This window comes from Mycolicibacterium arcueilense (genome assembly GCF_058536225.1).
In genome coordinates, this window is the sequence record NZ_JBZTYL010000038.1 from 1 (window position 1) to 25,945 (window position 25,945).

Annotated in this window: 28 protein-coding genes; 16 read left to right on the top strand and 12 right to left on the bottom strand. The window is 66.7% G+C overall.

Annotated elements, in window-relative coordinates; all coding sequences use genetic code 11:
* Positions 1-158: 158 nt before the first annotated feature.
* Genes AC4LGL_RS33195 through AC4LGL_RS33205 form a run of 3 tightly spaced genes read left to right on the top strand, consistent with a single transcriptional unit; the run spans position 159 to position 3,250 of the window.
* Positions 159-1,307: a thiolase family protein gene (locus tag AC4LGL_RS33195; RefSeq protein WP_491842486.1), complete on the top strand. Its 1,149-nt coding sequence runs from the start codon at positions 159-161 to the stop codon at positions 1,305-1,307.
* On the top strand, positions 1,304-2,104 hold the full coding sequence (locus AC4LGL_RS33200) for an enoyl-CoA hydratase-related protein (protein WP_491842487.1): 801 nt from the start codon (positions 1,304-1,306) through the stop codon (positions 2,102-2,104). The genes AC4LGL_RS33195 and AC4LGL_RS33200 overlap by 4 nt, the downstream gene beginning before the upstream one ends.
* 3 nt (positions 2,105-2,107) lie before the next feature.
* Positions 2,108-3,250 carry an acyl-CoA dehydrogenase family protein gene (locus AC4LGL_RS33205; protein ID WP_418021697.1) on the top strand — a complete coding sequence of 381 codons (1,143 nt, stop codon included), beginning with the start codon at positions 2,108-2,110 and terminating at the stop codon, positions 3,248-3,250.
* Between the two features lie 106 nt (positions 3,251-3,356).
* Here AC4LGL_RS33205 and AC4LGL_RS33210 read toward each other — a convergent pair whose 3' ends face one another.
* Both AC4LGL_RS33210 and AC4LGL_RS33215 read right to left on the bottom strand, forming a co-directional pair.
* Complete coding sequence (locus tag AC4LGL_RS33210; protein WP_491842488.1) at positions 3,357-4,055, bottom strand: fasciclin domain-containing protein; 699 nt, start codon at positions 4,053-4,055, stop codon at positions 3,357-3,359.
* A gap of 157 nt (positions 4,056-4,212) precedes the next feature.
* A complete protein-coding gene (locus AC4LGL_RS33215; protein WP_491842489.1) occupies positions 4,213-5,532 on the bottom strand; it encodes an MFS transporter in 1,320 nt (439 codons plus the stop codon).
* Positions 5,533-5,572: 40 nt separating this feature from the next.
* Here AC4LGL_RS33215 and AC4LGL_RS33220 point away from each other — a divergent pair, with 40 nt between their 5' ends.
* Both AC4LGL_RS33220 and AC4LGL_RS33225 read left to right on the top strand, forming a co-directional pair.
* Positions 5,573-6,529 carry a GlxA family transcriptional regulator gene (locus tag AC4LGL_RS33220; RefSeq protein ID WP_491842490.1) on the top strand — a complete coding sequence of 319 codons (957 nt, stop codon included), beginning with the start codon at positions 5,573-5,575 and terminating at the stop codon, positions 6,527-6,529.
* 31 nt (positions 6,530-6,560) lie between these two features.
* Positions 6,561-7,082 (top strand): gamma carbonic anhydrase family protein, encoded by a 522-nt coding sequence (locus tag AC4LGL_RS33225; protein ID WP_491842491.1) that lies wholly within the window; start codon positions 6,561-6,563, stop codon positions 7,080-7,082.
* Positions 7,083-7,086: 4 nt separating this feature from the next.
* On the opposite strand, the gene tet(V) is transcribed toward AC4LGL_RS33225, so the two are convergent.
* Positions 7,087-8,367, bottom strand: a complete 1,281-nt coding sequence (tet(V), locus tag AC4LGL_RS33230) for a tetracycline efflux MFS transporter Tet(V) (protein WP_491842508.1) — start codon at positions 8,365-8,367, stop codon at positions 7,087-7,089.
* A gap of 66 nt (positions 8,368-8,433) precedes the next feature.
* Positions 8,434-9,237: an enoyl-CoA hydratase gene (locus AC4LGL_RS33235; RefSeq protein WP_491842492.1), complete on the bottom strand. Its 804-nt coding sequence runs from the start codon at positions 9,235-9,237 to the stop codon at positions 8,434-8,436.
* A 136-nt stretch (positions 9,238-9,373) separates the two neighbouring features.
* On the opposite strand from AC4LGL_RS33235, the gene AC4LGL_RS33240 reads away from it, so the two are divergent.
* From AC4LGL_RS33240 to AC4LGL_RS33250, 3 genes are all read left to right on the top strand, one after another.
* Positions 9,374-10,459, top strand: coding sequence for a CaiB/BaiF CoA transferase family protein (locus AC4LGL_RS33240; RefSeq protein WP_491842493.1), 1,086 nt, complete (start codon positions 9,374-9,376; stop codon positions 10,457-10,459).
* A 63-nt stretch (positions 10,460-10,522) separates the two neighbouring features.
* A complete protein-coding gene (locus tag AC4LGL_RS33245; RefSeq protein WP_491842494.1) occupies positions 10,523-11,278 on the top strand; it encodes a 3-hydroxyacyl-CoA dehydrogenase in 756 nt (251 codons plus the stop codon).
* A gap of 12 nt (positions 11,279-11,290) precedes the next feature.
* On the top strand, positions 11,291-12,304 hold the full coding sequence (locus tag AC4LGL_RS33250; RefSeq protein ID WP_491842495.1) for an NAD(P)H-dependent flavin oxidoreductase: 1,014 nt from the start codon (positions 11,291-11,293) through the stop codon (positions 12,302-12,304).
* A gap of 78 nt (positions 12,305-12,382) precedes the next feature.
* Here the strand turns inward: AC4LGL_RS33250 and AC4LGL_RS33255 are convergent, their stop codons facing one another.
* On the bottom strand, positions 12,383-12,514 hold the full coding sequence (locus AC4LGL_RS33255; RefSeq protein WP_155915856.1) for a hypothetical protein: 132 nt from the start codon (positions 12,512-12,514) through the stop codon (positions 12,383-12,385).
* Positions 12,515-12,717: 203 nt separating this feature from the next.
* A complete protein-coding gene (locus AC4LGL_RS33260) occupies positions 12,718-13,254 on the bottom strand; it encodes a DoxX family protein (RefSeq protein WP_491842496.1) in 537 nt (178 codons plus the stop codon).
* A gap of 155 nt (positions 13,255-13,409) precedes the next feature.
* Between AC4LGL_RS33260 and AC4LGL_RS33265 the strand changes: the two genes are divergently transcribed.
* The 3 genes from AC4LGL_RS33265 to AC4LGL_RS33275 are packed head-to-tail and all read left to right on the top strand — an operon-like array spanning position 13,410 to position 17,066.
* The gene (locus AC4LGL_RS33265; protein WP_491842497.1) at positions 13,410-15,713 is read left to right on the top strand and encodes an MMPL family transporter; all 2,304 of its coding nucleotides are present in this window, start codon (positions 13,410-13,412) and stop codon (positions 15,711-15,713) included.
* Positions 15,706-16,425 (top strand): TetR/AcrR family transcriptional regulator, encoded by a 720-nt coding sequence (locus AC4LGL_RS33270; RefSeq protein WP_491842509.1) that lies wholly within the window; start codon positions 15,706-15,708, stop codon positions 16,423-16,425. The genes AC4LGL_RS33265 and AC4LGL_RS33270 overlap by 8 nt, the downstream gene beginning before the upstream one ends.
* 5 nt (positions 16,426-16,430) lie before the next feature.
* Positions 16,431-17,066 (top strand): class I SAM-dependent methyltransferase, encoded by a 636-nt coding sequence (locus tag AC4LGL_RS33275; protein WP_491842498.1) that lies wholly within the window; start codon positions 16,431-16,433, stop codon positions 17,064-17,066.
* Here AC4LGL_RS33275 and AC4LGL_RS33280 read toward each other — a convergent pair.
* Positions 17,063-17,791, bottom strand: coding sequence for an NAD-dependent deacylase (locus tag AC4LGL_RS33280; RefSeq protein ID WP_491842499.1), 729 nt, complete (start codon positions 17,789-17,791; stop codon positions 17,063-17,065). The genes AC4LGL_RS33275 and AC4LGL_RS33280 overlap by 4 nt on opposite strands.
* 37 nt (positions 17,792-17,828) lie before the next feature.
* Here AC4LGL_RS33280 and AC4LGL_RS33285 point away from each other — a divergent pair, with 37 nt between their 5' ends.
* A complete protein-coding gene (locus tag AC4LGL_RS33285; protein ID WP_491842500.1) occupies positions 17,829-18,194 on the top strand; it encodes an Rv1152 family transcriptional regulator in 366 nt (121 codons plus the stop codon).
* Between the two features lie 10 nt (positions 18,195-18,204).
* Here the strand turns inward: AC4LGL_RS33285 and AC4LGL_RS33290 are convergent, their stop codons facing one another.
* Complete coding sequence (locus tag AC4LGL_RS33290; protein WP_491842501.1) at positions 18,205-19,434, bottom strand: Rv1453 family transcriptional regulator; 1,230 nt, start codon at positions 19,432-19,434, stop codon at positions 18,205-18,207.
* A 100-nt stretch (positions 19,435-19,534) separates the two neighbouring features.
* On the opposite strand from AC4LGL_RS33290, the gene AC4LGL_RS33295 reads away from it, so the two are divergent.
* Positions 19,535-21,013: a flavin-containing monooxygenase gene (locus tag AC4LGL_RS33295; protein WP_491842502.1), complete on the top strand. Its 1,479-nt coding sequence runs from the start codon at positions 19,535-19,537 to the stop codon at positions 21,011-21,013.
* Between the two features lie 10 nt (positions 21,014-21,023).
* Here AC4LGL_RS33295 and AC4LGL_RS33300 read toward each other — a convergent pair whose 3' ends face one another.
* Positions 21,024-21,857 carry a class I SAM-dependent methyltransferase gene (locus AC4LGL_RS33300; protein WP_491842503.1) on the bottom strand — a complete coding sequence of 278 codons (834 nt, stop codon included), beginning with the start codon at positions 21,855-21,857 and terminating at the stop codon, positions 21,024-21,026.
* 103 nt (positions 21,858-21,960) lie between these two features.
* Here AC4LGL_RS33300 and otnI point away from each other — a divergent pair, with 103 nt between their 5' ends.
* A complete protein-coding gene (gene otnI, locus AC4LGL_RS33305) occupies positions 21,961-22,746 on the top strand; it encodes a 2-oxo-tetronate isomerase (RefSeq protein ID WP_491842504.1) in 786 nt (261 codons plus the stop codon).
* Positions 22,747-22,750: 4 nt separating this feature from the next.
* On the opposite strand, the gene AC4LGL_RS33310 is transcribed toward otnI, so the two are convergent.
* The 3 genes from AC4LGL_RS33310 to AC4LGL_RS33320 are packed head-to-tail and all read right to left on the bottom strand — an operon-like array spanning position 22,751 to position 25,127.
* Positions 22,751-23,266, bottom strand: a complete 516-nt coding sequence (locus tag AC4LGL_RS33310) for a DUF1697 domain-containing protein (RefSeq protein ID WP_491842505.1) — start codon at positions 23,264-23,266, stop codon at positions 22,751-22,753.
* A 17-nt stretch (positions 23,267-23,283) separates the two neighbouring features.
* Complete coding sequence (locus AC4LGL_RS33315) at positions 23,284-24,270, bottom strand: alpha/beta hydrolase family protein (RefSeq protein WP_491842506.1); 987 nt, start codon at positions 24,268-24,270, stop codon at positions 23,284-23,286.
* 26 nt (positions 24,271-24,296) lie between these two features.
* Positions 24,297-25,127: a class I SAM-dependent methyltransferase gene (locus AC4LGL_RS33320; RefSeq protein WP_491842507.1), complete on the bottom strand. Its 831-nt coding sequence runs from the start codon at positions 25,125-25,127 to the stop codon at positions 24,297-24,299.
* 31 nt (positions 25,128-25,158) lie between these two features.
* Here AC4LGL_RS33320 and AC4LGL_RS33325 point away from each other — a divergent pair, with 31 nt between their 5' ends.
* Together AC4LGL_RS33325 and AC4LGL_RS33330 are read left to right on the top strand one after the other, a co-directional pair.
* Positions 25,159-25,602: a PPOX class F420-dependent oxidoreductase gene (locus AC4LGL_RS33325; RefSeq protein ID WP_003882224.1), complete on the top strand. Its 444-nt coding sequence runs from the start codon at positions 25,159-25,161 to the stop codon at positions 25,600-25,602.
* Positions 25,603-25,669: 67 nt separating this feature from the next.
* Entirely contained in the window at positions 25,670-25,840 is a 171-nt protein-coding gene (locus AC4LGL_RS33330) for a DUF5302 domain-containing protein (RefSeq protein ID WP_110777269.1), read from the top strand.
* Positions 25,841-25,945: the final 105 nt, after the last annotated feature.

Below are 25,945 nucleotides of genomic sequence, written 5' to 3' on the forward strand. Positions count from 1 at the left end.
ACACCACCGGAGGGGCCTCTACCGATTCTTGAGGTACGAGGGCGGGCTCTAGGCGATCAACCAGTAGGTTGACCTAGTAAACCTACTGGTCTATTTTCACCTCGAGTGCCCCAATCGCGTCCAACCGGGGTAGCGCCCCACCCTTCAAAGGAGAAGTCATGGCTGAAGCCGTCATCGTCGAGGCCGTCCGGTCACCAGTCGGGAAGCGCAACGGCGCCCTGTCCGGTGTGCATCCGTCGGAGCTGTCGGCCCAGGTGCTCAACGGTCTGGTGCAGCGCGCCGGCATCGACCCCGCCCTCGTCGACGACGTCATCTGGGGCTGCGTCATGCAGGCCGGTGAGCAGGCCCTCGACATCGCCCGCACCGCCCTGCTCACCGCCGGGTGGCCCGAGACCGTTCCCGGCGTGACCGTCGACCGCCAGTGCGGTTCCAGCCAGCAGTCGCTGCACTTCGCCGTCGCCGGTGTGATCGCCGGGCACTACGACGTCGTCGTCGCCGGTGGCGTCGAGTCGATGTCCCGCACCCCGATGGGCTCCTCGCTGGCCAGCGGCGGCCACCCCTACCCGGAGGCCTTCCGGGAGCGCTACAACGGGCAGACCCCCAACCAGGGTGTCGGCGCCGAGATGATCGCCGAGCAGTGGGGCCTGTCGCGTACCCAGCTCGACGAATTCTCCCTGCGGTCGCACGAGAAGGCCGCGGCCGCACAGGATGCCGGCGCGTTCAAGGACCAGATCGTCGGCATCAAGGACCAGGATGGCAACGTCGTGCTGGAAGACGGTGGCATCCGCCGCGGCGGCACCGTCGAATCCATGGCCGCCATCAAGCCGGCCTTCAAAGAGGACGGCGTGATCCATGCCGGTAACTCCAGCCAGATCTCCGACGGCTCGGCCGCGCTGCTGGTCATGTCGGCCGATAAGGCAAAAGACCTGGGGCTCAAGCCACTTGCCAAGGTGCACACCGCGGTGCTCGCCGGTGCCGACCCGGTCATCATGCTGACCGCGCCGATCCCGGCCACCCAGAAGGCACTGGCCAAGTCCGGCCTGAGCGTCGACCAGATCGGTGCGTTCGAGGTCAACGAGGCCTTCGCTCCGGTTCCGATGGCCTGGCTCAAGGACATCGGCGCCGACGAGGAGCGCCTCAACCCCAACGGCGGCGCCATCGCGCTCGGCCACCCTCTCGGCGGCTCCGGTGCGCGCATCCTGACCACGCTGCTGTACCACATGCGGGACAACAACATTCAGTACGGCCTGCAGACCATGTGCGAGGGTGGCGGCCAGGCCAACGCGACCATCCTGGAGCTCCTGTGACCGACACCGACACCCAGCCCGGCGCGCTTGTCGAGAAGCGCGGCAACGTACTGCTCATCACGATCAACCGGCCCGAGGCGCGCAACGCGATCAACGGCTCGGTCAGCATCGCCGTAGGCGACGGGTTGGAGCAGGCGCAGAACGATCCCGAGATCCGCGCCGTCGTCATCACCGGATCCGGGGACAAGTCGTTCTGTGCCGGCGCCGATCTGAAGGCGATCTCCCGGGGCGAGAACCTCTTCCACCCCGAGCATCCCGAATACGGATTCGCCGGCTACGTCAGCCATTTCATCGACAAGCCGACCATCGCCGCGGTCAACGGCACCGCCCTGGGCGGCGGCACCGAACTGGCGTTGGCCAGTGATCTGATCGTCGCCGAAGAGAGCGCCAAATTCGGTCTGCCCGAGGTGAAGCGGGGCCTGATCGCCGGTGCCGGCGGTGTGTTCCGCATCGCCGAGCAGCTGCCCCGCAAGGTGGCCAACGAACTGCTGTTCACGGGTGAGCCGATGTCGTCGGCCGACGCGTTGCGGTGGGGCCTGATCAACCAGGTCGTGCCGGACGGCACCGTCGTCGACGCCGCACTCAAGCTGGCCGAACGGATCACGGGCAACGCGCCACTGGCCGTGCAGGCGAGCAAGCGTGTCGCCTACGGCGTCGACGAGGGCGTCATCACCGGCGACAAGGACGGCTGGAAGCGCACCAACCGCGAATTCAGCACCCTGTTGCAGACCGAAGACGCCAAGGAAGGGCCGATGGCCTTCGCGCAGAAGCGCGAACCTGTTTGGAAGGCAAAGTAAGCCATGAAGCGACAGATCTATACCTCGGAGCACGAGGCATTCCGGGAGACGGTCAAGGAATACATCGAGCGTGAGCTCGTCCCCAATTCCGAGAAGTGGGAGACCGAGCGCATCGTCGACCGGTCGGCGTACACCGCCGCGGGCAAGTACGGCGTCATCGGGTTCAACATGCCCGAGGAGTTCGGCGGCGGCGGTTCGGATGACTTCCGGTTCAACGCGATCATCGACGAGGAGATCGCCAGGGCCGGTGTGCACGGCCCGGCGCTGAGCCTGCACAACGACGTCGTCGGCCCGTACTTCAAGGACCTCACCAACGACGAGCAGAAGCAGCGCTGGCTGCCCGGCATCGCCAGCGGCGAGACCATCATCGCGGTTGCGATGACCGAACCGGGCGCAGGCAGCGACCTGGCCGGCATTCGCACCTCGGCGGTACGTGACGGTGACGACTGGATCATCAACGGCTCCAAGACGTTCATCTCCTCGGGCATCAACTGCGACCTGTGTGTCGTGGTGGCGCGCACCGACCCCGAGGCCGGCCACAAGGGCTTCACGCTGTTCGTGGTGGAGCGCGGCATGGAGGGCTTCACGCGCGGCCGCAAGCTCGACAAGATGGGCCTGCACAGCCAGGACACGTCCGAGCTGCACTTCGAGAACGTGCGGGTGCCGAACGCCAACCTGCTCGGCAAGGAAGGTCGCGGGTTCTACCACCTGATGACCAACCTGCCCTCGGAGCGGCTCTCGATCGCCATCTCGGCGATCTACGGCGCGCGTGCGGTCTTCCAGGAGACGCTGCAGTATGCCAAGGACCGCAAGGCTTTTGGCCAGCCGATCGGCAGCTTCCAGCACAACCGGTTCCTGCTCGCCGAGATGGACACCGAGCTGGAGGTCACCGAGAACTACCTCGACCGCTGCCTCCAGGGCGTGGTCGACGGTGAGCTGACCGCGGTCGAGGCAGCCAAGGCCAAGTGGTGGGCTACCGAGGTCGCCAAGAAGGTCATCGACAACTGCGTGCAGCTGCACGGCGGCTACGGCTACATGATGGAGTACCGCGTCGCGCGGGCCTACGTCGACGGACGGATCCAGACGATCTTCGGTGGCACCACCGAGATCATGAAGGAGATCATCGGACGCGAGCTCGGCGTCTAGTTTTTTCGGCGACCAGACACAAAACTGCCCATTTCCACGCGGAAATGGGCAGTTTTGCTGGGGGCTCCACCCGCTTGCGCGGGACTGCTCGCGCTGAGAAAAGAAATCAGCCGATCGGGGCGTCAGCGGCCGGGGTCTCCGGGGCCTTCGTCGTGGTCGTGGTGCTGGAGCCCGTCGGCACGATGGCCTCCGGCGGGCTGTTGGGATCGAGCACGGTGTCGATCAGGTAGATTCTGGCGTTGGCCGACTGGATAGGACCGCAGACCAACTTGGCGGTGTCGTTGACCTTGATGTCGCCACCCTTGCCGGTCACCTTGACCTCGGCGCCCTGCTGGGTGGGCCGCTGGCCCTTGACGTCATCGGGGCCGAGCAGGCCCAGGAACGCGTGGTAGTAGTCCAGGCTGGTGAGCGCGGCCGGATCGGCCTTGAGGGCATCGAGCTTGCCGGGCTCCATGGCGGCGAATGCGTCATTGGTCGGCGCGAAGATCACGTACGGACCGTTGTCGAGCACCGGCACGATGTTGACGTCAGGGTTCAGGCCGCCGGAGATCGCGGCGTTGAACGTGCTGATGTCCGGGATGCTGGCCAGCACCTTGCCGGTCGGCAGATCCGCGAAGCTCTTCCAGTCCGGCATCGCCTTCTTGAAGTTGTCGCAGCCAGAGCCCTGCGGGTCGGGGATTTCGACGACCGGGGCAGTGGTGGTCGTCGGCGCCGGGTCGGCGTAGGCGGTGGCTGCCAGCGGCAGCGACGCCGTGATCGCGGCGACGGCCGCAGCAACGCCCAGTGTCTTGGTGCGAGTCTTCATTTGGTGGGTTTTCCTCCCGCTCATGCCTAGCCTGGTATTCGTCGGCTGTCGGTGACGCGTTACGCGGTTCTCCGCGCGACTATGGCGAGCGACCACGAGCATGACAGCCTCAGCGTTCCCCGCGGCGCCGCATCGGATGGTAAGGGTTACGAAGCGGTTACGGCAAAGCCGAAGTGCCAATTGTGACCAGGTCGGGGTTGGTGACCTGCGCTTTTCGGATGCTGAGACAAAGTGCCGCGGCGACGAAACAGAGTCCGGCGGCCAGCTGGAAGGCCAGGTCGTAATTGCCGTTCAGATCCCGCAGCCATCCCGCACCCGCGGCGGCGATGGCCGCGCCGACCTGGTGCGAGGCGAACACCCAACCGAACACCACCGGCGAACGATCTCCGAAGTAGTCCCGGCACAGCACGATGGTCGGCGGCACGGTGGCCACCCAGTCCAGTCCGTAGAAGATGACGAACACCCACGTGCTCGGTTCGGCGTGGGGGGACAGCAGGGACGGCAGCAGCATCAGTGACAGGCCACGTCCCGCGTAGTAGACGAGCAGCAACAGTCGGGGGTCGACCCGGTCGGTGAGCCAGCCGGAGAACACGGTGCCCGCGACGTCGAGGATGCCGATGGTGGCGAGCAGGCCTGCGGCGACCGTGGTGGGCATGCCGTGGTCGTTGGCGGCCGGAATGAAGTGGGTGCCGATCAGACCGTTGGTGGTCATGCCGCAGATCGCGAAGCTCGCGGCCAGCAGCCAGAACACGCGGGTCCGTGCGCCGAGGCGCAGGCCGTCGAAAGCGGCCGCAAATCCTCCGGTCGGAGCCGACCCGCCCGGGACTGGCTCAGTGGCTCCGTAGGGAGCCAAACCGACGTCGGCGGGGCGGTTGCGCATGAATACCGCGACGAGCGGGACGACGGCCAGCGAGGCCGCCGCGACGATCAAAGAAGCCCAGCGCCAACCGTATTGGGTGGTGACGGCTGCGACGATCGGCAGGAAGACCAGTTGTCCCGTCGCGCTGGCCGCGGTGAGCACACCGGTGACCAGCCCGCGGCGCTGTTCGAACCAACGGGTCGCGATGGTCGCCACGAACCCCATCGAGATCGACCCGGTGCCGATGCCGACGAGCACGCCCCACAGCAGCACCAGCTGCCAGCTCGCGGTCATCAACGTGCTGACTGCCGAACCCGTCGCGATCAGCAGCAGCGACACCGTCAGCACCGGGCGGACCCCGAAGCGGTCCATGAGTGCCGCGGCGAACGGCGCGGTGAGCCCGTACAACATCATGTTGACCGACATCGCCAGGCCGACGGTGCCGTGCGACCAACCGAATTCGTGGTGCAGCGGGTTCATCATCACGCCCGGGATGGATCGGAACCCGGCTGCGCCGAGGATGGCCACGAAGCTCACGGCGGCGACCACCCAGGCCCAGTGGAGGTTTCGAGTCACCCGATCACTGTTGCCGAGGACGGCCGCCGCGACCAGTGGCATAAACGACAGCAATCATCAAAAACGTGCCACAATTGGCGTCGTGCTCCGTGTTGCCGTCCTCCTGCTGGCGCCGGTGGTCGGGTTCGACGCGGCCATCGCGCCGACGTTGTTCTCCAACGCCGTCGACAGCGATGGCAATCCGGTCTACGAGGTGGTGACGTGCGGGCTCACCACTGACCCGGTGCCGTCGACGACCGGGTTTGCCATGGTGCCCGGCGCGGCAGCCGAGGCGCTGGAATCGGCCGACACCGTCGTGATCCCCGGCACCAGGTACGCGCCGGCACGCGTCGACGGTGCGTTGGGCGCCGAGGTGAGGGAAGCCCTCTCGCGGATCCGCCCCGGCACCCGGCTGGTTTCGATCTGCACCGGAGCTTTCGTACTGGCCGCCGCCGGCCTGCTGGACGGCAGACCCGCTACCACCCACTGGCGCTTCGCCGCGGACATGCGCCGGCTGTACCCCGAGGTCCGCCTCGACGAGGACGTACTGTTCGTCGACGACGGCGACGTGCTCACCTCCGCCGGTCTGGCCGCGGGAATCGATTTGTGCCTGCACATCATTCGCTCCGATCACGGCGCGCAGGTGGCCAACATGGTGGCCCGCTACTGCGTGGTGCCGCCGTGGCGGGAGGGCGGGCAGGCGCAGTTCATCGATCACGGGCTCACGGTCGACGACCATGCCTCGACCGCCGCCACCCGCGAGTGGGCGCTGCAGCACCTCGACGAGGAACTCACCGTGACGCGACTGGCTGCGCATGCCCACATGAGTGCCCGCACGTTCAATCGGAGGTTCCGCGAGGAGACCGGGCAGGCTCCCGCCACCTGGGTTCGCAGTCGCAGGCTGGACCTGGCGCGCGAACTGCTGGAATCGGGGGACCTGTCGGTGGACGAGGTGGCCAGGCGGTCAGGTCTGGGTACGTCGGGCAATCTGCGTCACCACCTGCGCCGCGGGCTCGGAATATCCCCGTCGAGCTACCGCAAGGTGTACCAGGGCGCGTGAGCCGGCCGGTCGGCTGTCTACCATGACCGGCATGCCTGAGCCGCTGATCGTCTCCGTCGCTGGTCATACCCCGCAGATCGACCCGGAAGCCTGGGTTGCCCCCAATGCCAGTGTGATCGGCCAGGTTTCGCTGGCCGCCGGTGCCAGCGTCTGGTACGGCGCCACACTGCGCGCCGAGGTCGAGCCCATCGAGATCGGCGAGGGCAGCAACATCCAGGACGGGGTGACCGTCCACGTTGACCCCGGGTTCCCGTGCCTGGTCGCCACCGGCGTCACCGTCGGGCACAACGTGGTGTTGCATGGCTGCACTGTCGAGCAGGACAGCCTGGTCGGGATGGGTGCGGTGGTGCTCAATGGTGCAGTGATCGGCGCCGGTTCGCTGGTCGCGGCCGGTGCGGTGGTGCCACAGGGCATGGTGGTGCCGCCGCGCTCACTGGTGGCCGGTGTGCCCGCCAAGGTGCGCCGCGAGCTCAGCGATGACGAGGTCGGCCACAACCAGCTCAACGCGGCGGCCTACACGCACCTGACCGGACTGCACAAAGACGCGGAGTAGCCACCTAGCGCAGCGGGTGCGCCAGCTCGTCGCGTGGCATCCGCGCCGCGGTCACGGCCACCACGGCCAGCACGGCGGGCAGCAGCCCGGCCACCAGGAAGATGGACTCCATCGAGACCACCTTCGACAGCGGGCCGACGATCGCGAACGACAGCGGCATGAACGCCAGTGACACGAAGAAGTCCAGGCTCGACACCCGGCCCAACATCTCCGTCGGCACCCGTCGCTGTAGCAGCGTTCCCCAGATCACCATGCCCGCCCCGTCGGTGACGCCGATACAGAACGTGGCCAACGCCATCAACGGGAATGACGAAGTGACGCCGACGACCACCAGCGGCACCGAGCCCAGGCCCCACATCAGCATCATCGTGGTCAGGTAGCGCCGCGGCATCCGGCGTGAGGACACCGTCAACGCCCCCAGTGCGCTGCCGAATCCGAAGAACGCCAGGATGAATCCGTACGCCCTGGCGCCGTCGGCGAACCGGTCCTGGGCGATGAACGGCAGCAACACCTCGATCGGCCCGAGGACGACGAGCACGAACATGCTCGCGAACAGCAGCGTCGCCAGCAGCCATGGTGTTCGCACCATGAACGCGAAACCGTCACGCAGATCACGTAATACGTGCGGGCGCTCACCACCGTCCTGTGCCGCAACCGAAGTCACGGTGGGACGGGTGGCGACCAGCAGGACCAGGCCCGCGCCGAACAACACCGCCACCACGACCGCGCCCAGGGACGGGAAGGTCGCGGCGATCACCATGCCTGCCACCGCGGGCCCGACGGAACGCTGGAAGACAGGGCGCACCACGCCCTCTACGCCGTTGGCCGCCAACAGTTGTTCGGGCGGCAGGATGCGGGGCAGCAGTGCGCTGTAGGCCGGGAAGAAGAATGCCGCGGCGATACCGAGAATGCCTGCGGCGACGGCCAGATGCCAGATCTTGAGCAGGTCGAGCAGGCCCAGCGCCGCGACGGTCGTCACCGTCACCAGGTTGACGGTCTCCACCGCGATGATGATCGCGCGCTGGTTGATCCGGTCGGCGGTGATCCCGCCGACGAGAACGAAGCCAACCAGGCCGACACCCATGCAGGTGGCCACCAGCGACAGTGAGGTCGGATTGTTGTCGATCGCGATGACCTGCAACGCCATCACCACCGACCACATGCCCTCGGCGAAGATCGACAACGTGACCGCGGCGATCAGCAACCGGTATTCGCGGATGCGGAAGGGTGCGAGCACACGCCAGCCGCCGGTCTGATCAACCGGTGTCTGGATGTCGTGCTGCATGCTCACAACATCCGATGGTGCCTACCCGGAGTGGGTTGCGTCCAACGATTTTTGGGCGCGCGGAGCTTACTGCTGGGTGAACTCCGGGCGCCGGTTCTGCTGGAACGCCTTGGTGCCCTCGCGGAAATCGTCGGACACCAGCAGCTGGAGCTGGCCCTTGCGCTCGCGGGCGAAGGCGCCCTCGAGCTCGGTGAGCGTCGCCGCGTTGACGGCCTGCTTGGTCTCGCGCAGCGCGACCGCCGGGCCGGAGCGCAGCTTGGCGATGATCTTGTCCACCGCGGCGTCGAACTCGTCGGCCGGGTACACGGCACTGATCAGGCCCCAGTCGAAGGCGTCGGCGGCGGTGAGGCGGTCGGCCAGCAGCGCCAGCCGCATGGCCCGGATGCGGCCGATGTTCGCGGCGACCAGAGCAGAGGCACCGCCGTCGGGCATCAACCCGATCTTGGTGAAAGCGAGCAGGAAGAAGGCCGACTCCGAGGCCAGCACGACGTCGCATGCCAGTGCCAGCGATACCCCGACGCCGGCAGCGGGGCCCTGCACCGCGGCAACGACGGGCTTGGGCAGCGCCACGATCGATGCGACGGCGCGGTTGGCGGCGTCCAGCACGCCTTCGGCGTCGTGGCTCTTGGCGTTCTGATCGTCCTCGCTGATGCCGGCGCCGGAGCTGAATCCGCGGCCCGCGCCGCCGAGGCGTACCACGCGCACCTCGGAGTCGGTGGCGGCCAGATCCATGGCGTCGGCGATCGCCACGAGCATGTCCTGCGTCAGCGAATTGAGGCTGTCGGGCCGGTTCAGCGTCACCGACAGCACACCGCCCTCGAGGGATACGGTCACGTCTTTGACGTCGGGGTACTCGCGGGTCACGGTCATCTATGCACCTTAGGTCTGGCGGGCCTGTGGCCCGCTCCGGGCGGGGGCGGCTATGGCCATACCGGCTCGAGAAGGTTATACAAGTAAGCTATGTCACCGGTCAACCGAGACCCACACGCGAAGGGGCGAAAAGAGCATGGCTGGACCACTGCAAGGTTTGCGCGTTGTTGAGCTGGCGGGCATCGGCCCCGGCCCGCACGCGGCAATGATCCTCGGCGATCTGGGTGCCGACGTGGTGCGCATCGAACGGCCGGGCAAGGGCACCGGTACGCCCAGCGGCGACACCATGCTGCGTAACCGCCGGTCGGTGGCGGCGGACATGAAGAGCGACGAGGGCCGCGCACTGGTGCTCAAACTCGTCGAGAAGGCCGACGTACTGATCGAGGGTTTCCGCCCCGGTGTCACCGAGCGTCTGGGGCTGGGGCCCGACGACTGCGCCAAGGTCAACGAACGGCTGATCTACGCCCGGATGACGGGCTGGGGCCAGGAAGGCCCGCGGGCCCTGCAGGCCGGCCACGACATCAACTACATCTCGCTCAACGGCCTGCTGCACGCGGTCGGGCGCAAGGGGGAGCGTCCTGTGCCGCCGCTGAACCTCGCCGGTGATTTCGGTGGCGGGTCGATGTTCCTGCTCGTCGGCATCCTTTCGGCCCTGTTCGAGCGGCAGACCTCGGGCAAGGGCCAGGTGATCGATGCCGCGATGATCGACGGGTCCAGCGTGCTGATGCAGATGATGTGGAGCTTCCGTAGCCAGGGTCTCTGGTCTGACGAGCGCGGCACCAACATGCTCGACACCGGTGCCCCGTACTACGACACCTATGAGACCTCCGACGGCCGCTACATGTCGATCGGGGCGATCGAGCCGCAGTTCTACGCCGAGCTGCTCAAGGGTCTGGGGCTGGATGACGCCGATCTTCCGGATCAGAACGACATGGCGCGCTGGCCCGAGCTGCGCGAGGCGTTCACCAAGGCATTCGCCGCGCACGACCGGGACCACTGGGCCGAGGTGTTCGCCGGTACCGACGCGTGTGCGGCTCCGGTGCTGTCCTTCGCCGAGGTGCTCACCGAACCGCACATCGCCGAGCGCAACACGTTCTTCGACGAAGGCGGCAATCTGCAGCCGATGCCGGCGCCACGGTTCTCCCGCAGCGTCCCTGCGGTGCCGACGCCGCCGGGCCCGCGCGGGGCTGACACGGAAGCCGTTCTGCGGGACTGGGTTTAGTTCCACCACTGTTTGGTTCGACCAGGGGTCGGCGGGGACGCCGGCCGGAAAGGAATGCGGTACATGGAGATCAAGGACGCGGTAGCCGTCGTCACCGGCGGTGCCTCCGGCCTGGGTTTGGCCACCACCAAGCGCCTGCTGGATGCGGGTGCCCAGGTGGTCGTGATCGACCTCAAGGGTGAAGAGGTCGTGGCCGAACTGGGTGATCGGGCCAAGTTCGTCGCCACCGACGTCACCGACGAGGTGGGCGTGACCGAGGCGCTCGACGTCGCGGAATCGCTTGGCCCGGTGCGGATCAACGTCAACTGCGCCGGCATCGGCAACGCGATCAAGACCCTGAGCAAGAACGGTGCGTTCCCGCTCGACGGCTTCCGCAAGGTGGTCGAGGTCAACCTGATCGGCACGTTCAACGTGATCCGGCTCAGTGCTGAGCGCATCGCCAAGACCGAGCCGCTCAAGAACGAGGAGCGCGGCGTCATCATCAACACCGCCTCGGTCGCGGCGTTCGACGGCCAGATCGGGCAGGCCGCCTACTCGGCGTCCAAGGGCGGCGTGGTCGGCATGACCCTGCCCATCGCGCGTGACCTCTCGCGTGAGCTGATCCGGGTGTGCACCATCGCGCCGGGGCTGTTCAAGACCCCGCTGCTGGGCTCGCTGCCGGAAGAGGCGCAGAAGTCGCTGGGCCAGCAGGTGCCGCACCCGGCCCGGCTGGGCGATCCCGACGAGTACGGCGCCCTGGCCGTGCACATCATCGAGAACCCGATGCTCAACGGCGAGGTGATCCGCCTCGACGGCGCTATCCGTATGGCCCCCAGGTAATTAAGGACTGATATGGCATTGAAGACGAAGTTCACCGAGACGTTCGGGGTCGAGCACCCCATCGTGCAGGGTGGCATGCAGTGGGTCGGCCGTGCCGAACTCGTTGCGGCCGTGGCCAATGCGGGTGCGTTGGGTTTCATCACCGCGCTCACGCAGCCGACCCCGGCGGATCTGGCCAAGGAGATCGAGCGGTGTCGTGAGCTCACCGACAAGCCGTTCGGTGTGAACCTGACGATCCTGCCGACGATCAACCCGCCGCCATACGACGAGTACCGCCAGGTGATCGTCGACTCCGGCATCAAGATCGTCGAGACCGCGGGCTCCAACCCGGCGCCGCATCTGCCGATGTTCCACGACAACGGCATCAAGGTGCTGCACAAGTGCACCTCGGTGCGCCACGCGGTCAAGGCACAGAGCCTGGGTGTGGACGGCATCAGCATCGACGGGTTCGAGTGCGCCGGTCACCCCGGCGAGGACGACATCCCGGGCCTGGTCCTGATCCCGGCCGCGTCGGCCAAGATCGACATCCCGATGATCGCTTCGGGCGGTTTCGCCGATGCGCGTGGTCTGGTGGCTGCACTGGCGCTGGGTGCCGACGGCATCAACATGGGTTCGCGGTTCATGTGCACCGCGGAGTCGGCGATCCATCAGAAGGTCAAGGAAGCGATCGTGGCGGGCACCGAGCTCGACACCGAGCTGATCTTCCGCAGCCTGGGCAACACCGCGCGGGTGGCGAGCAATACGGTCTCGCGTGAGGTGGTGCAGATCCTCAAAGACGGCGGCCAGTTCGAGGACGTCAAGGATCTGGTGGCCGGCAAACGCGGCGTGAAGGTCTATGAGATCGGTGATCTTGACGCGGGCATCTGGTCGGTCGGAACCTCGATGGGGCTGATCAACGACATCCCCACCTGCGGCGAACTCGTCTCGCGGATGGTGTCGGAGGCCGAGGAGCTGATCAGTGGGCGCCTGGCGAACATGATCGGCGCGGACGAAGCCGAGCCGGAGAAAGAAGCAGTCCTCGCCTGAGCGAGGACTGCGGCCCTTGAAGGGGCAAACTACGGCAAACTGAAGATGGGAAACGCGCGCCGCGAGGCGCGCGTTTTCTCATACTGCGGTGGGCAGTTCTTGGTAGTCGTCAAACTGCTCGGAGGTTTCCCCCTCGACCAGGACATCGCCGTGGTAGAGAGCCTCGAAGTCAACCTTGATGACATCGGCACTGGTGTCGTCGATCCACATGACACTGAGCGTATGGGTCACCATTAAGGAATCTTTGAGTCACGGTTCGGAAAATGGTGGCAATCCTACTTTTGGGTAGGTTTCTGGCGAGTAGCCCCGATGCGGGGCGTGGGTGCGTGGCGGCTGCGCCGATTTCTACCGCCGGGTCGCTTGAGCGCGCTGGGCGCAGCCCTTGCGTGGAAATCGACGAGCTGGCTGGGGTCTCAGGCGCCCGGCTTGGTGAAGTGGATCGGATTGCTCGGGTTCAGCGCGATCCAGGTCACCACGGCGGCGACGACGCCGATCACCACGAGACCCACGGACGCCCGGGCCGACACCCGGGAGCGGCCGAATACCCGGTGATCGACCGAGAACGCGCCGGCACCGGTGAACAGCAGCGCTACGGCGGCGAATGCGGCCAGGAACGGGACGTTGAACGGCTGGGACCAGAAGGCGTCGGCCGAGACGTTCACGGCCCAGGCGTCGACCATCGCACCGATCACCGCGCAGGCGGCCAACGGGGTGAGGATGCCCAGCAGCAGGCCGATGCCGCCGAGGGTTTCGGCCGCCGTGACCATGAACGCGCCGAATGCGGGTAGCCGCCAACCGGTGGATTCCATGAATTCGACGGCAGTGCCGAAGTCGAATGCCTTGATCAGACCGGCCTGCAGCATGGTCGCGCCGGTGGCGATGCGCAGGATGAGCAATCCGGTGTCGGTCATGTCGGTAGTCGTGGTTCCGGGGTCGCTGGTGATCGTCATGCCCTATTAGACGCACGGAAGCCACCGAATTCATCGCGTACGTGGGAGTTGAACCCTTTCGGGCCGGTCGCCGTGTGTAGAGCGAGACCCACGTTGACGCTGGAAACTTACCGTTGTTAACTTAACGGCGGTATTCATCGGGGGAAGGACACTCAGTGCTGCACCGAATCGCCCATCTGGCCCTCGCCGCGCCGCGGCGGGTTCTCATCGTGGCCGCACTGGCGATGGTCGCCGCGGGCATCTTCGGCATCCCGGTCGCCAAGAGCCTGTCAGCCGGCGGATTCCAGGACCCGACGTCGGAATCGGCACGGGCCACGCAGCTGCTGTCGGACAAGTTCGCCCGCGGCGACATGCAGTTGGTCATCAGCGTCACCGACGACAACGCCGGCGCCCAGAGCCCGGCCGCACGAGCCGCAGGCGCCGACATCGCCGCCCAGATCAAAGCATCGCCATTCGTGACCGAGGTCAGCTCGGCGTGGACTGTGCCCGCACCCGCGGCGGCCACGCTGATCAGCAGGGACGGCAAGACCGGGCTGATCCTGGCCGGCATCACCGGCGGGGAGAGCGGCGCACAGAAACACGCCAAGGAGCTCACCGATCGACTCGTGCACGACCGCGACGGCGTGACCGTGCGCGCCGGCGGCGAGGCGATGATCTATGTCCAGATCAACGGGCAGAGCGAAAAAGACCTCCTGATGATGGAATCCATCGCGATCCCGTTGAGCTTCCTGGTCCTGGTGTGGGTGTTCGGTGGATTGCTCGCCGCGGCATTGCCGCTGGCAGTCGGCGGCTTCGCCATCCTGGGATCGCTGGCGGTGCTGCGCGGATTCACCATGGTCACCGACGTCTCGATCTTCGCGCTCAACCTCACCGTCGCCATGGGCCTGGCGTTGGCCATCGACTACACCCTGCTGATCGTCAGCCGCTACCGCGACGAACTCGCCGAGGGCGTCGACCCGGACCGGGCGTTGGTGCGCACGATGGTGACGGCCGGGCGCACGGTGCTGTTCTCGGCGATGACGGTGGCGTTGTCGATGGTGGCGATGGTGCTGTTCCCGATGTACTTCCTCAAGTCTTTCGCGTACGCGGGCATCGCGGTGGTGGCGCTCGCGGCATTCGCGGCCATCGTGGTGGCGCCGGCCGCCATCGCGCTGCTGGGCGACCGATTGGACGCCTACGACGTACGCCGGTTCATCCGCCGCGTCCTGGGCCGGCCCGAGCCCGTGCGTAAGTCCGTGGAGCAGACGTTCTGGTACCGCATGACCAAGCGCGTGATGCGCCGGTCGGTCCTCGTCGGATTCGCCGTGATCGCGCTGCTGCTCATGCTGGGCGCCCCGTTCCTCGGCATCAAATGGGGATTCCCCGACGACCGGGTGCTGCCGTCGTCGGCATCGTCCCGTCAAGTCGGCGACGAACTGCGCAACGACTTCGCCGTCGACTCGTCCACCGCCGTCACCGTGGTGTTGCCCGACGTGACTCGCCTGACGCCCACCGAGCTCGACCGCTATGCCGGCGATCTGTCCCGCGCCGCCGACGGGGTTTCCGTGTCCGCGCCAGGGGGCACCTTCGTCGACGGGCGCCGGGTCGGACCGCCGACGTCAGGAACCGGAATGGCCGACGGCAGTGCGTATCTCACCGTCGGCAGCCATGTCCCGCTGTTCAGCGACGCCTCTGAGGCCCAGCTCGACGCATTGCACGCCGTGCCTGCGCCGGCCGAGGTGCAGTTCACCGGGCTCGCGCAGGTCAACCGAGACAGCTCGCATGCGATCACCTCCCGGTTGCCGCTGGTCCTCGGCATCATCGCCGCGATCACATTCGTGTTGCTGTTCCTGCTCACCGGCAGCGTGGTGCTCCCGCTGAAAGCGTTGGTGCTCAACGTGTTGTCGCTGTCGGCGGCGTTCGGTGCGCTGGTGTGGATCTTCCAGGACGGGCACCTGGGCGCGCTCGGCACCACATCGACGGGCACCTTGGTGGCCAACCTGCCGGTGTTGTTGTTCTGCATCGCATTCGGGTTGTCGATGGACTACGAGGTGTTCCTGGTCTCGCGGATCCGCGAATACTGGCTCGAATCCGGCCAGACCCGCGAGGATAACGACGAGAGCGTCGCGCTCGGCCTGGCCCGCACCGGTCGGGTGGTGACAGCCGCGGCACTGCTGATGTCGATCTCGTTCGCAGCGCTGATCGCCGCTCAGGTCGCCTTCATGCGGATGTTCGGCCTCGGCCTGACCATCGCGGTGCTCGTCGACGCCACATTGGTGCGCATGTTGTTGGTGCCGGCCTTCATGCACCTGATGGGGCAGTGGAACTGGTGGGCGCCCGCACCGTTGGCCCGACTGCACAAGCGAATCGGGATCAGTGAGTCAGGTCCGGATGAGCGAGACCCCATCGGAGCCGGTGAGGCTCCCACGGACCGGGACAAGCGTGAGCCGGCCGATGCCTGTGTGAAGGACGCTGGTTAGCGTGGTCATTCAATCGCGCAAGCGGCGCCGCGCCCCTCGTGGCTCCGGGGAGCTGCTGCGCGATGAGATCCTCGACGCCACAACCGAACTACTGCTGGAAACCGGTCATGCCAAGGCGGTCTCGATCAGGTCGGTGGCTCAGCGGGTCGGGGTCACACCGCCGTCGATCTACCTCCACTTCGAGGACAAGGACACGCTGCTGGATGCGGTGTGCTCGCGGTATTTCGAGAAACTCGACGAGGAGATGCAGCGCGCCGCCTCCGATCACACCTCGACCATCGAGGTGCTGCGTGCGCAGGGACACGCCTACGTGAACTTCGCCCGACGCACACCCGAGTTGTACCGGCTGGCGACCATGGGTGAGGGCAGGCCCGGCAGTGACGTCGACGTCGCGCTCAACAGCTCTGCGTTCCAACACATGCGCGCTGCCATGGAGGCGCTGATCGCCGAGGGCGTGTATCCGCCCGGCGACGCCACGATGCTGGCGTTGGAACTGTGGACCGCGGCGCACGGGGTTGCCGCGATCCTGATCTCCAAGCCGTATCTGCCCTGGGGAGATGTCGAGGCGTTCACCGACCGCGTGCTGCGTGCGGTGTCGACCGGTCAGATCGTCTCGGGGATCATCGGAACCGACCTCGCACCTGCCGAGGCAATCGCGCGGTTGCAGGGCTTGGCCAGTGAACACGCCGACGAAGGCGCCGAAGAAGGGTAGAAGCCGTGACTGACAAGACCGTCGACAATCCGTTCTTCGCCCGAGTGTGGAAGACGCTGTCGAGTTCGGAGCCCAAGGCACTGCGCCGACTGCGCGGTGACAACCTCGCCGGACTGAGCGGGCGGGTGCTGGAGATCGGTGCAGGCACCGGGACCAACTTCGCCTTCTATCCGCCGACGGTGACCGAGGTGGTCGCCATCGAGCCCGAACGTCACCTTGCCGAAGTGGCCCGCAGCGCGGCGACGCAGGCCGCGGTGCCGGTGACCGTCACCAGCGACACCGCCGAGAAGTTCAGCAGCGCAGAGCCGTTCGACGCGGTGGTGTGCTCACTGGTTCTGTGCTCGATCGATCAGCCCGATACGGTGCTGTGCCAGTTGTTTTCGATTGTCCGGCCGGGCGGCGAACTGCGGTACCTGGAGCATGTCGCCGGTCACGGCTGGCGGGCCGGGATGCAGCGCGTGGCGGATGCCACCGTGTGGCCACGGTTGTTCGGCAATTGCCACACCCATCGGGACACCGAGCGGGCGATCGCGGACAGTGGATTCCACGTTGAGACGGCGCACCGTGAGATGGCGATGCCGGCCTGGGTGCCGCTGCCGGTGACGGAGTTCGCGATCGGGCGGGCGGTCAGGCCGGCCTAGCCGACGTCGCGACTACCGAGGAGCGTGGGTAACCGCTGCAGCAGGTTCGGCAGGGAACCGGCCGCGGTCTCGCGCAGCGAGAGTGTCGCACTGTCCGACAGCGGGGTGCGTTCCGGATTGACCTCGACCACCACGGTGCCTGCGGCGACGGCGGCTTCGGCGAGGCCCGCCGCCGGATAGACGATCGAACTGGTGCCCACCACGATCACCACATCGGCGTTGCTGACCGCAAGTACCGACCGTTGCCAGGCGTCGTCGGGCAGCGGCTCGCCGAACCACACCACGCTCGGCCGGATCAGGCCGCCGCACGGGCAGACCGGAGGTTCGATCGTCTCGACCGGCTCCGGCATCTCGGGCAGGTTGCCCTCGAACTTCGAACCACATGCATCGCAACGGAACTCGAACAAATTGCCGTGCAGGTGGTAGACGTTCGTACTGCCGGCGCGCTCGTGCAGGTTGTCGACGTTCTGGGTGATGACGTGGACGTCGGCGAAGTCCTGCCAGGCGGCCACGGCCCGATGTCCGTCGTTGGGCTGCACGTGGGACATCATGTAGTGCCGCCACAGATACCAGGCCCAGACTTTCTCCGGGTGCCGCTGCCAGCCTTCGATGCTGGAGATCTCGTAGGGGTCCACCTTTGCCCACAGGCCCGTCTCGACGTCGCGGAACGTAGGTACACCGCTCTCCGCCGAGATTCCGGCACCACTGAGGACAGTCACTTGCACATCACCAACGTAGTCGGTTTGGGTGATACTTGAGGATGTGGTCGAGTTGGGGGAATGGGTTCTGATTGATTCGAGCGCGGAAAAACCGTTGTTCGATCAACTCCGGATCCAGATTATCGAGGGGATTCGGCAGGGGCGCCTGTCGCCGGGTACCCGGTTGCCGACGGTGCGTGAGCTGGCCGGGAAGGTCGGGCTTGCGGTGAACACCGTGGCCAGGGCCTATCGCGAGTTGGAATCGGCGGGGGTGTTGGAGACCCGGGGTCGGTACGGCACTTTCGTGGCACGGGCCGATCCGGCCGATGCCGCGATGGCCGCTGCCGCGCATTCGTTCGCCGAGGCCGCCCATGCGCTGGGGATCGGCAAGGCCGACGCCCTGCGTTATCTGGACAGCGCTTTCGACTGACCGGGCTGGGTCAGCCGGTCCGGTTGCCGTGCCAGCGGCGCATATCCAGGGCGACGGCTACCGCGACACTGTTTTCGGCAAGCGGGCGGGGCAGGAGATCGTCGGCGCGGACCAGTCGTCGCAGCAGCGTGTTGCGGTGGAGGTACAGCCGTGCCGCGGCGCGTGAGGCGTTGCACTGTTCGTTGACGAATACCCTTACCGTTTCCAGTAATTCAGGGTCGGCGGTCTCGAGATCGCCGAGATTGCGGCTGACGAACTCGGCGGCACGGTCGGGGTCGGCGGTGGCCAGTGCGACGAGTTCGACGTCGGCGAACCTTGCGATCTGCTGTGTGGAGTGCAGCCGGGCCATCATCTGTTGCGTGGTGATCGCATCGAAGTGGCTGCGCCGGAACCCATCCAGACCGTCGGCCGGCGGGCCGATGGCGATCCGGATGCCGGCCAACTCTGCGGCGGCGCTCGTCAGTGCCTGGAAGTCGTGCTGGATGTCGGCGCCACCTGCGGCCCACACCCACCGGGTGGCGGTGCTGGCCAGCACGCTCAACGGCCGAGGATCGCCGCAGTCCTGGCCGAATGCCTCGGCGGCCCGGTCCAATCCGGACAGGTCGCTCGCCGGGTCCTCGCTCCAGATCACCGCTGCGGTGTGCGTTCCGGTGAGCGCGTGACCCAGACGGGCCTCGGCGCGCTGCCGGGGGATCGGGGCGCCCTCCAGCAGGAGCGCGACGGTCTCGCGCCGCTCGGCGTGGGTGCCGCGGGTCAGGTCGTCGCGTTCCAGGTCGATCTGGGCGGCGATCCCGGCCAGCGTGGCGTCGACGAACGCACTGATGGACTGGGAGCACACGTCGAGCATCTCGTGTAGCTCGCCAGGGTCGGACGTGAGCTCGAAGGCGATCTCCATGAGCCGGCGCCAGGCCACCCCCTCACCGACCCGGTACGCATCGAGCGGGAACTCGCTGACGCCGCGGCGCACCAGTTCCCGCGCGATGCTGAGCGGCTCCGGACCGGTATTCGGCGGCACCGGAGCGCCCGGGTCGCGCACATTCGCCGTGCCCCAGAAGAACAGGTTGGCGTGGTTACTGCGGACGACCGCTCCGGCGAGCTCGGGGTCGGATGAGATTGCCGGGCTGGCGGCCAGGACTGCGGCATCGAATTCTTCGAGCCATTCCTGGCGGGGGTTGAGCACAATCTGTGCGCATTGCCGGATCAGGTCCTGCACCCGCGGTGACGGTGGCTTCCACGCCATCCCTCCAGCCTAGATCGATGGTGCAAAGTGCACCATCAGATGGCTGAGATTTGGTATTTCCGACCTTGGGTGACAGTCGGCCGACCGCAACCATTGAGACATGAACCACACCGAACACGTCGACGTACTGATCATCGGCGCCGGAATCTCCGGCATCGGTGCCGCCTACTACCTGCAGCGTGAACACCCGGGCCGCAGCTACACGATCCTGGAGGCCCGCGGCGCCACCGGCGGCACGTGGGACCTGTTCCGTTACCCGGGCATTCGGTCGGACTCCGACCTGCACACCTTCGGGTACGAATTCAAACCGTGGCGCGACGAGCACGCCATCGCGACCGCCGACAAGATCCTGGCCTACCTGCGCGAGACGGTGTCGGAGAACGGCATCGACCGCCACATCCGGTTCCACCACAAGGTGCTCGGCGCGGCCTGGGACTCCGCGACGGCGTCCTGGACCGTCGACATCGAGCGGACCGGCAGTGACTGCGCGGATCCCGAACTCGTGCAGATCTCGGCGAACTGGTTGTTCTGCGGCGGCGGGTACTACCGCTACGACCAGGGCTACACCCCGAACTTCGAAGGTCAGGACCGGTTCACCGGACGCATCGTGCATCCGCAGCACTGGCCCGAGGACCTCGACTACGCCGGCAAGAAGGTCGTCGTGATCGGCAGCGGTGCCACCGCGGTGACGCTGGTGCCGTCGATGGCGCCGACCGCCGGGCACGTCACGATGCTGCAGCGCTCACCCACCTACGTGCTTCCCGTCCCGGCCAAGGACGCCTTCGCCAACACCGCCAGGCGGCTGCTGGGCGACCGCCTCGGGTATGCCGCGGCCCGGCGCAAGAACATCATCAAGCAACGCTCCGTCTACGTGCTGTGCCAGAAGTACCCGACCGCGGCCCGGTGGCTGATCCAGAAGGTCAATGCCGCCAAGCTGCCCAAGGGGTACCCCGTCGACGAGCACTTCGCGCCCCACTACAACCCGTGGGACCAGCGGCTGTGCGCCGTGCCCGACGGCGACTTGTTCAAGGCCATCAGCAACGGCAGCGCCTCGGTGGTCACCGACCGCATCGCGACGTTCACCGAGAACGGAATCCTGCTGGAGTCCGGTCGCGAGCTCGACGCCGACATCATCGTCACCGCAACGGGTCTCAACATCCAGCTGTTCGGCGGGATGTCGCTGACCGTAGATGGTCAGGCGGCGAATCTTTCCGACACGGTCGCCTACAAGGGCATCATGCTCTCGGGCGTGCCGAACTTCGCCTTCGCCTTCGGCTACACCAACTCGTCATGGACACTCAAGGTCGGGTTGCTCTGCGAGCACTTCTGCCGGTTGTTGAAGCACATGGACGACAACGGTTTCGACGTCGTCCAACCGGAGTTCGCCGGTGGTCAGACCCGCCCGCTCCTGGACTTCGGGGCCGGATACGTGCAGCGTGCCATCGACGAGATCCCCCGCCAGGGCGTCGACGGACCGTGGCAGATGACCATGAACTACACGGTGGATGCCGAGACGTTGCGCAACGGGCCCGTCGAGGATCCTCACCTGAGGTTCGAAAAGTCCTTGGTGGCCGTCTAGTTCGGCGGGCCTAGCCGAACTCCAGTAGTCCCATCACCGGGCGGACGGGGTCGAACAGCGGCAGGTGATAGGTCTGCAGCAGGAGGTTGAAGATCCTGCCGCGTCCCGGCGGCATCGGCAGATCGCGTACCGTCCGCACCCCGGGGACGGTGTTGACCAGATCGGCGAGCTCGTCCGGCGACAGGCTGAACGGCATGGGTGGCACCCGATAGCGCATCGAGGTCGGCATCCCCTTGCGGGTGAGAAACGCGAAGAACGCCGGAGGCAGGTCGAACATCATCTGCCCACCCGGAAAGCGTTGCGCGCAGGCACGGATCAGTGACATGGACTGCTCTGGCTGTAGATACATCAGCAGGCCCTCGGCGGTGATGAACACGCCGTGATCGGTGTCGACGTGGTCCATCCAGCTGAAGTCCAGTGCCGACTGGGCGCACTGCGTGACCCGGTCGGGCTTGGGTAGCAGCTTGTTGCGGAGCTCGATCATCGGCTCCAAATCGACTGACAACCAGCGGAAGTCATGCCCCAGGCCGGCGGCGTCCAGGCGGTAGAAGCTGGTCTGCAGCCCCTCGGCCAACGCCACCACGGTGGCCTTCGGATGCTCGCGAAGATAGTCGCCGGTGATCCGGTCGAACAATAGTGAGCGCAGGGCCATGTCCTGGCGGCGGGTATAGCCGAACTTGGCGAAATCGAAATCGATCGAGTCGACCAGTTGCACCGCCACCGGATCGTCGATCAGACCGTCCGGGCGGCGCGCCTCGTGCGCGCGCACCTGCAAGGTCAGCAGTGCCGTCTCGGAGACACCGGTGAGCGCGCTGCCGCTGACCTTCTCTGAGCCACCCGTCATGGCGCGAATGTACCCGCGTTCCGGCGGCCGGTGCCAACCCCGTCGACCGCACGCGCAAAGATGACCTCGACCGGTGATTCGGTTCAGCTGGAAGGAGTCCGCCGTGCCACGCTTCGCGGCCAATCTCTCCATGATGTACCCCGAACACGCCTTCCTCGACCGATTCGCCGCCGCGGCGGCCGACGGGTTCACCGCGGTCGAGTTCCTCTTCCCGTACGAGTACCCGGCCGCGCAGCTGCGCGGCCGTCTCGATGCCTGCGGACTGGAGCAGGCGTTGTTCAACGCTCCTCCCGGCGATTTCGGGGCCGGGGAACGCGGCACCGCCTCCCTGCCCGGCCGCGAGGCCGAGTTCCGGGATGGATTCGTCCGCGCACTGGGCTATGCCGAGGCGCTGAATTGCCCACGGGTGCACGTGATGGCCGGCCTGGTCCCAACCGGTGCCGAGCGCGAGGAGCGGCTGGCGCTGTACCGCGACAACCTCACCTGGGCCGCCGATCAGGCCGCAGGCCGTGGCGTCGACGTAATGATCGAACCGATCAACCAGCGCGACATGCCCGGCTATCTGTTGAGCAGGCAGGACGACGCGCACCGCATCGTGTGCGATATCGGGGCGCCGAACCTCAAGGTGCAACTGGACCTGTACCACTGCCAGATCACCGAGGGCGACGTGACGGTCCGGCTGCGGTCGGACATTCCGACCGGTCGCGTCGGGCACCTGCAGATCGCCGGAGTCCCCGATCGGCACGAACCGGACAGCGGAGAACTGGCGATCGACTACCTGCTCGCCGTCATCGACGAGACCGGTTACGAGGGTTGGGTGGGCTGTGAGTACCGGCCCGCCGCCGGCACGAGCGCAGGATTGCGGTGGATGCGAAGAGCGCGCGGGTGACGCCTCAGCGCAGCACCTTTTCCAGGGTCCGCAGATTTCTGGTGGTGGTGCAGGATTTGTAGCGCTTCTTGCCCATGGTCTTGCCGATCGTGCTGCCGAGTGTCGCGGCTCGTGGCACCTGCCAATAGAGCACCCCGTCGCCCCGCTCCACCTTTTCGTCGTCCCCCGGGGGCAGCGCCGCGAGCTCGTCGAGCAGGGCGTCGTCACTCACGAACGTGACATAGGAGTGGTGGTCGGGGACTTCCCGCTCGAACGGATAACCGGCGGAGATCTCCTGCAGCGTGGGGATGTCGTACACCAATACCCAGGCCTCGTAGCCGAAAGCGTCGCGCAATGCCTTCTCAGCCGTGGTGCGGACCTTCGGGGCCTTGGAAGTGCTGTCCAGCAAGACATTTCCGCTTGCCAGAATCGTCTTGACCTCGGTGAATCCGGCCGCCTCCATGGCTTTCGCCACGTCGGCCATCTTGAGATTCACCCCTCCCACGTTGATGCCGCGCAGGAACGCAATGTAGCGGGTCACCGCTCCAGCCTAACCAGTCACTTCACCGGCAGCTGGTCCAATTCGGCCTTCGAGGTGGCGGTGATGAGGTGGAGCACCCGCCGGAAGATGGGGGAGTGCGTCGACACGATCGACGTGTGATTCTCACCCGGGAGCAATTCGACGCTGGCCCGACCGCCGCGCTTCTTGAGCGCTGCGACGTAGCGCTGCGAATTGGCCGGTGCCACAACAGTGTCGAGAGTTCCGTGCACCGCGATCACCGGCACGCTCGGGTCGAGGTTCTGGATCGGGTCGACCGAGGCGTACCGCTGCGGCACCTGTGCCGGGCGGCCGCCGAGCACCGCGACGATGCGTTTGTCGCCGTGGTCGGCGGCGTAGACCATGTCGAGCGGACCGGCCAGAGAGATGACCCTGGTCGGCCGGAACCGCGGCCGGGATCCGACCTCGTCACCGCGCAGGTCCTGGCGGGTGCTGGCCCATACCGCCAACTGGGCTCCCGCACTGTGCCCCACGACGAGCGCGTCGTCGATGGCCAGCTGCGGATACTGCAGGGCCACCTCGGCGACATAGTCCATGGCGCCGGCCACGTCGTCGAATGTGGTCGGCCACCCACCGCCCGACCCCATCCTGCGGTACTCGATGTTGTAGACGGCCATGCCGCGGCTGCTGACCTCTCGGGCCAGTCCCTGGAACACCCCCGCGCCCATCGTGCTCTGCCAGCCGCCGCCGTGGATGAGCACCACCAGCGGGACCGAATTGAACGCATGCCTACCGGCGGGCAGGTAGAGATCGGCCCAGTTCTGGTCGGGGTACCGGTCGGTGGGGCCGGCGTCGGACCGGTAGTGGACGCGGGTGACAGTCACGTCGTGCAAAGTGAGGGCCTCGGGAACCACCGCGACCGCAGCGGACCTCTTTTCCGTTTTCGCCTCGGTCGCGCAGGACGGCGTGACACCGACGACGAGCAAAGCGGTGAGCGCGATCAGCGCCCGCCGATACCGCCGGCGATGCAGTCCTGGAATCAGCACAGTCGTCTCTTTCTCGATCCTTCGGGTCAGAAGTCCAATGCCGTGATGGACGGCCTGATGCGGTGGATCGCGCCGATCCGGTCCAGCCACGGCTCGGCGGCCAGCTTGAACAGGCCGCGCCCGGCCTGCATGGGCACGTCCCGGGCTGATCTCACCCCGGCGATGGCTCCCGGTCCCGTCCCGGCCATGGCCAGGCCCTCTTCGGCGGTCAGCGCGAACGGCATCGGCGGCGCGATGTAGCGGTCGGACAGGTGCAGACCCTTGATGGTGCGCCGGCTCACCCAGTGGGGGATCGAGTCGAAGACCATCCGCCCGCCGGGGAACCGTGCCGCGCAGTCGGCGATCAGGCTGCGCACGTCGTCGGGTTCCAGGTACATCAGGAGGCCCTCGGCGGTGATGAACACACCGTCTCCTGCGTCGACATGGTCCATCCAACTGCGGTCGAGTGCCGACTGGGCCAGGGCGACGATGCGGTCGTCATGAGGCAATAGTTTGTCCCGGATCGCGATCACCGGCGGTAGATCGACTGAATACCAGGTCAATTCGTCGGCCACCCCGGCCTGGTCGAGTCGCCAGAAGCTGGTCTGCAGACCCTCGGCCAATGCCACCACCGCGGCCTTGGGATGCGTCGAGAGGTAGTCGCGGGTCTCGACGTCGAAGGTGCGGGCCCGCAGCGCATGGGCCTGGGTGGGCCTGCCGAACTTGCGGTAGTCGTAGTCGATCGAGTCACGCAGGGCCACGGCCCACGGGTCACGGATCACGCCGTCGGAACGTCTGGCCTCGAGACCGCGGTTGCCCAGGGTCCACAGCGACGTCGCCGAGACGCCGTCGAGGGTGTTGCCGTCAATCACACTCATCGAACCGATGGTAAAGACGTACGCTCGTCACATGGGGCGCCAGGTTTTCGACGACAAGCTTTTGGCCTTGATCGGCGGCAACTCGATGGGAGTTCTCGCGACGATCAAGCAGGACGGTCGTCCGCAACTGTCGAATGTCTCCTACTACTTCGACCCGCGGGCAGTGCAGATCCAGGTGTCCATCACCGAGCCGCGGGCCAAGACCCGCAACCTGCGGCGGGATCCCCGGGCATCCATTCATGTCAGCTCCGACGATGGTTGGGCGTATGCGGTTGCCGAGGGGGATGCGATTCTCACCCCGCCCGCAGCGTCGCCCGACGACGATACGGTCGAGGGGCTGATTGCCTTGTACCGCAACATTGCCGGAGAGCATCCGGACTGGGACGATTACCGGCGCGCCATGGTCGACGATCGCCGCGTGTTGCTGACCCTGCCGATCACGCACGTGTACGGGATGCCGCCGGGCCGACGCTAATGGCGCCGCCGGAGGCGGCAATCAAACCTGATGACTATGGCGGTGTTCGCAGGCTACGCTGCCGCGTATGGCTGACGACACTCCGGAAGACGACAACAAGCGCAAATTCCGGGAGGCCCTGGAGCGCAAGAAGGCGCAGTCGTCTGGCGGCGCTGCGCACAAGGACGGCGGGCGTGACAAATCGCGGGCACATGGCCCGGTCGAGAACCGGCGGGAATTCCGTCGCAAGAGCGGGTAGACCGGCCTGTGATCATCAGCGCGGCGGATCGCAGCCACTATGTGGCTGTTGCAGAATCGCCTGCCCGGGTGCGTGACTAGGCGGTCTGTTCTCGAGACACTCGGG

Bases quoted from the DNA above. Each gene is read 5' to 3' on its own strand.
- AC4LGL_RS33300 (WP_491842503.1), bottom strand. From the start codon at position 21,857: ATGACGGGTGGCTCAGAGAAGGTCAGCGGCAGCGCGCTCACCGGTGTC.
- AC4LGL_RS33225 (WP_491842491.1), top strand. From the start codon at position 6,561: ATGCCTGAGCCGCTGATCGTCTCCGTCGCTGGTCATACCCCGCAGATC.
- AC4LGL_RS33245 (WP_491842494.1), top strand. From the start codon at position 10,523: ATGGAGATCAAGGACGCGGTAGCCGTCGTCACCGGCGGTGCCTCCGGC.
- AC4LGL_RS33320 (WP_491842507.1), bottom strand. From the start codon at position 25,127: ATGAGTGTGATTGACGGCAACACCCTCGACGGCGTCTCGGCGACGTCG.
- AC4LGL_RS33260 (WP_491842496.1), bottom strand. From the start codon at position 13,254: ATGACGATCACCAGCGACCCCGGAACCACGACTACCGACATGACCGAC.
- AC4LGL_RS33295 (WP_491842502.1), top strand. From the start codon at position 19,535: ATGAACCACACCGAACACGTCGACGTACTGATCATCGGCGCCGGAATC.
- AC4LGL_RS33210 (WP_491842488.1), bottom strand. From the start codon at position 4,055: ATGAAGACTCGCACCAAGACACTGGGCGTTGCTGCGGCCGTCGCCGCG.
- AC4LGL_RS33215 (WP_491842489.1), bottom strand. From the start codon at position 5,532: ATGCCACTGGTCGCGGCGGCCGTCCTCGGCAACAGTGATCGGGTGACT.
- AC4LGL_RS33240 (WP_491842493.1), top strand. From the start codon at position 9,374: ATGGCTGGACCACTGCAAGGTTTGCGCGTTGTTGAGCTGGCGGGCATC.
- AC4LGL_RS33195 (WP_491842486.1), top strand. From the start codon at position 159: ATGGCTGAAGCCGTCATCGTCGAGGCCGTCCGGTCACCAGTCGGGAAG.
- AC4LGL_RS33250 (WP_491842495.1), top strand. From the start codon at position 11,291: ATGGCATTGAAGACGAAGTTCACCGAGACGTTCGGGGTCGAGCACCCC.
- AC4LGL_RS33290 (WP_491842501.1), bottom strand. From the start codon at position 19,434: ATGGCGTGGAAGCCACCGTCACCGCGGGTGCAGGACCTGATCCGGCAA.
- AC4LGL_RS33235 (WP_491842492.1), bottom strand. From the start codon at position 9,237: ATGACCGTGACCCGCGAGTACCCCGACGTCAAAGACGTGACCGTATCC.
- AC4LGL_RS33255 (WP_155915856.1), bottom strand. From the start codon at position 12,514: ATGTGGATCGACGACACCAGTGCCGATGTCATCAAGGTTGACTTCGAG.
- AC4LGL_RS33330 (WP_110777269.1), top strand. From the start codon at position 25,670: ATGGCTGACGACACTCCGGAAGACGACAACAAGCGCAAATTCCGGGAG.
- AC4LGL_RS33325 (WP_003882224.1), top strand. From the start codon at position 25,159: ATGGGGCGCCAGGTTTTCGACGACAAGCTTTTGGCCTTGATCGGCGGC.
- AC4LGL_RS33205 (WP_418021697.1), top strand. From the start codon at position 2,108: ATGAAGCGACAGATCTATACCTCGGAGCACGAGGCATTCCGGGAGACG.